Below are 4,124 nucleotides of genomic sequence, written 5' to 3' on the forward strand. Positions count from 1 at the left end.
CGGATGCCGCGGAGCGCCGGCTCGCGGCAGCAGGCGCCGGGTTCGGTGACGCGGCCGGGGATCAGGTACTTTTCTTTGACGTCGTAGGCGAACATGGCCTCGGCGGTCTGGCTGGTCTGATCCATCTTGTAGATGGTCACCCGCTCCTTCTCGCCCATCTCCTTGTAGAGGTGGCCCCAATGCGCGGCGAGGTTCGAGCCATAGGCGAGGCGCGGGGTCATCGCGAGGTAGCGCACCTCCAGAATGTCGCCGGGCTTGGCGTCCTCGACATAGATCGGGCCGGTCATCAGATGGACGCCGGGGTTGCGGTCGTCCTCGGGAATGCCCGCCCACAGCGCCTTGATGCCGTCGTCCATCAGCAGGTCGGGGGCATCGCCGGCGTGATGGGTGACGGCCTCCGCGCGGATCATGTCGCCGCTGCGCACCTTTAACGCCGGCGCTTTGGTGGCGCTGAAGTAGCCCCAGTGGCAGTTTGCGACGGTGGCGTTCAGCTCGTGCAGCGACGGCGCGGCGGTGTCGGCTTTGGATCGGTCGGCGGTCAGGAGCGACATGGGGTCTCCGAATGGAATGATAGTCGTAATCTAAAATCTAGCGAGGGCCGAAGCCCCCTTCACCATGCTGCGCATGGTCCCTCCCCCGCTGCGCAGGGGAGGATTCTGCCGGCAATCCTCACCCGTTTTACGGGGGAGGGGGACCGCCGATAGGCGGTGGAGGGGGCGCCCCGCGGACCTGTTGCACAAACTTCGGGCTTTCCGAGTCGCGGCGCCGACATCACCATTTTTGCGTCACCATGGGTCACGCGTCACCTTTTGGATCTCGCGAAGAACCGGTCGCACGAAACCAGATTGAGCGCTCCGCCGAGACCAATCAAGGTGTTGCATCCAGCGCCATACGGGCAACCGCACTGCCCCGCATCGGCGCCGTGTCCGGTGCCGGCTCCGCGCCCATCACCTGGAGAAAACGTTGCGTCAGCGGGTGCTTCGGGCGGGTCAAAACCTCGTTGGCCGGGCCCTCCTCGATGATCGAGCCGCCGCTCAAAAACACCACGCGGTCGGCGACCTCGTCGGCAAAGCGCAGCTGATGCGTCGAGATGATCATGGTCAGACCATCCTCGACGGCCAGCTTGCGGATCACTTCCAGCACTTCGTTGATCAGTTCCGGATCGAGCGCGGAGGTCGGTTCATCGAGCAGCAGCACGCTGGGGTTCGGCGCCAGCGCGCGGGCGATCGCCACGCGCTGCTGCTGGCCGCCGGAGAGGTGGCGCGGCAGGGCATCGGCGCGATGGCTCAGGCCGACGCGCTCCAAAAGCTCGTCGGCGCGGCGCGCCGCATCGGAGCGCGACCAGCCGTGCACCCAGCGCAGCGGCCCGGCGACGTTTTCGCGCGCGGTCAGGTGGCCGAACAGGTTGAACTGCTGGAACACCATGCCGACGCCGACGGTGGCGCGCTCGTTGGCGATCGCGCGGGGGCTGAGGCGCTTGCCGGCCTCGCTGAGGCCGAGACGCCGGCCGCCGACTTTGACGGCGCCGGCGTCCCAGGTTTCCAGGTGGTTGATGCAGCGCAGCAGCGTGCTCTTGCCGGAGCCGCTGGGGCCGAGCAGCGCCACGACCTCGCCGACGCGCACGGTCAGGTCGAGCCCGTCGAGCACGGTCTGCGCGCCGTAGCGCTTTTTCAGTCCGCTGACGTCCACGACCACATTGTTCTGCGTCAGCGTCGCCGAGCGCTTCGCCCTTTCCGCCGTACTCTGGCGCCCCATCGGAGCAGCAACAACAGGCGGGGCTTCGGCCGGTGCATCCGGCGCCTCGGAGGGCGGCGCGGCGATCACCGCAGCCAACGTCGGTCGGCGCCAGGCGAAGAGACGGGCGAGCTGTTCCCGCGGCTTCGGCCGGTCGAGATCGAGCAGCGCTTCGACCACCAGCTGGATCACGCTCACCGCGCCGGTCAGCACGAGATAGATCAGGCCGGAGGCGAAGAAGATGGAGAAGAAGTCGAAGGTGGACGAGGCCAGCTGCGTGCTGCGCAGCGTCAGCTCCTCGACCGAGATCACCGAGGCCAGCGACGAATTTTTGAGCGCACTGACCGTCTCGTTGCCGATCGCCGGGATCATCGTGCGGATCGCCTGCGGTGCGATGATGCGGCGCATCAGAACCGATGGCGTCATGCCGAGCGCCTGGCCGGCGGTGACCTGGCCACGGTCGACGCCGAGCACGCCGGAGCGCAGGATTTCGGCGATGAACGGGCCTTCGTTGGCGGCGAGCGCCAGGCCCGCCGCGCCGATCGCGCTGAGTTTCAGCCCGATCAGCGGCAGCGCGTCATAGGCGAACACCAGCTGCAGGATCAGCGGCGTGCCGCGGAAGATCACCGTATAGGCCCGGGCGATGCCGGCGAGCAGCCAGAAGCGGCTCAACTGCATGCTCGCCAGGACGAGCCCCACCATCAGGCCGCCCGCGAGGCCAAGACCAGTCACCGCGAGCGTAAAACCGACGCCCTGCAGCAGATAGGGCATGGTGAGGTAGTGGAGAAACAGGTCCATCTTATTGTTCGATCACGCGTTTACTTTTCGGTTACGAGCTGCGGCGCTTCGAGGGTGCCGGAGTCGAGCGACCATTTTTTCAGAAGCTCGGTCTCGATGCCGGCCTTCTGGATCTCGACCAATGCGGCCATCACGGCTTCACGGCATTCGATCTTGCCCTTCGGCAGCGCGATGGCGACCTTGTAGGGCAGGGTCACGGCGGCGGATTTTTCTAATCTGTCCGGATAGGCCTTGACCGCCTGGTCGACGGTGTTGACGTCGTTGACGTAGGTCTCGGCGCGCCCGGTGAGGATCGCCTGGATGCAGGTCGAATTGTTGTCGAAGAGCAGTACTGCGGGCGCCGGCTTGCCGGCCGCCTTGCAGGCCGGCGCCATGTTCTGCACCAGCGGCACTTCGACGTAGCCGGTGTTCTCCGCCGCGGTCAGGCCGCACAGCGACGTGTCGATGCCGGTGATCTTCTTCGGGTTGCCCTTGGCCACCAGAACGCCGTCGAAGACCTTGGAATAGGTGATGAAGTCGGCGCCCTTGGCGCGCTCCTCGGTGGCGTAGAGGTCGGACAGGACGATGTCGGCCTGGCCGCTCTGCAGCGTGCTGATCAGCGCCGCGAAGGTGACGGATTTGTAGCTCACCTTGAAGCCGAGGCAGTCGCCGATGGTCTCGACGAGATCGACATCGAAGCCGATGTATTTATTGGGATCCTGCGGATCGAGCGACTCGTAGCCGGGCGTATGCGGGTTGGTCGCGTCGACCAGTGTCTTGCCCTTGAACTGCGGATATTTGGCTTGCAGGGCCTGGCACGCCGCAGGGGCCGGCAAGGCGGCCGCGCGGGCCTGATGCGGGATGGCGAGGGCCGGCACGCAGAGCGCGCCGAACAGGGCGACGATCGTCTTGGCATTGGTTTTCAGCATGGAAAGCTCCTGTGCAGCGGCCCGGCAGTCTTTCGAAACGGCGGCGCATCGCACCGCCGTCTGTTGTGTCTCGCTCGCTTACTTGACGACGATCAGCTTCGGGGCCTCGAGCGCACCGGAGTCGAGCGACCATTTCTTCAAAAGGTCCATCTCGATGCCGGCGTTCTGGATCTCGACCAGCGCCGCCATGACGGCGTCGCGGAAATCGGTCTTACCCTTCGGCACGGCGATGCCGACGGAGTAGGGCAGCGTCACGGCCGTGGCCTTCTCCAGCTTGTCCGGATAGGCCTTGACCGCCTGGTCGACGGTGTTGACGTCGTTGACATAGGTGTCAGCGCGGCCGGCGAGGATCGCCTGGATGCAGTTGGCGTTGTTGTCATAAAGCTGCATTGAGGCTTCCGGCTTGCCTTCCTTCTTGCATTCCGGCGCCAGGTTCTGGATCAGCGGCACCTCGACGTAACCGGTGTTTTCCGCCGCCGTCGCGCCGCACATCGAGGTGTTGATGCCGGTCAGCTTCTTCGGGTTGCCCTTGGCGACGAGCACGCCGTCGAACACCTTGGAGTAGGTGATGAAGTCGCCGGCCTTGGCGCGGTCCTCGGTGGCGTAGATGTCGGAGATGACGATGTCGGCCTGGCCGCTCGACAGCGTGGTCATCAGCGCCGCGAAGGTCACCGGCTTGTAGCT

At 65.7% G+C, this 4,124-nt stretch carries 3 protein-coding genes and 1 pseudogene; all 4 read right to left on the reverse strand.

Annotation, left to right across the window (positions count from 1 at the left end):
• Positions 1-551, reverse strand: a pseudogene (locus GSQ79_RS10725) (acetamidase/formamidase family protein); the annotation flags it as partial.
• Between the two features lie 316 nt (positions 552-867).
• Positions 868-2,532: an amino acid ABC transporter permease/ATP-binding protein gene (locus tag GSQ79_RS10730; RefSeq protein WP_158808715.1), complete on the reverse strand. Its 1,665-nt coding sequence runs from the start codon at positions 2,530-2,532 to the stop codon at positions 868-870.
• 20 nt (positions 2,533-2,552) lie between these two features.
• Positions 2,553-3,440, reverse strand: a complete 888-nt coding sequence (locus tag GSQ79_RS10735) for an ABC transporter substrate-binding protein (RefSeq protein WP_158808716.1) — start codon at positions 3,438-3,440, stop codon at positions 2,553-2,555.
• A 78-nt stretch (positions 3,441-3,518) separates the two neighbouring features.
• Positions 3,519-4,124 (reverse strand): ABC transporter substrate-binding protein (locus GSQ79_RS10740; protein WP_158808717.1); only part of this gene is annotated, 606 nt, incomplete at its 5' end.

The sequence above is a fragment of the Beijerinckia sp. L45 genome (assembly GCF_009765775.1).
Taxonomy (GTDB): domain Bacteria; phylum Pseudomonadota; class Alphaproteobacteria; order Rhizobiales; family Beijerinckiaceae; genus RH-AL1.

Excerpts from the sequence above, each read along its gene's own strand:
- GSQ79_RS10735 (WP_158808716.1), bottom strand. The coding sequence starts at position 3,440 with ATGCTGAAAACCAATGCCAAGACGATCGTCGCCCTGTTCGGCGCGCTC.
- GSQ79_RS10730 (WP_158808715.1), bottom strand. The coding sequence starts at position 2,532 with ATGGACCTGTTTCTCCACTACCTCACCATGCCCTATCTGCTGCAGGGC.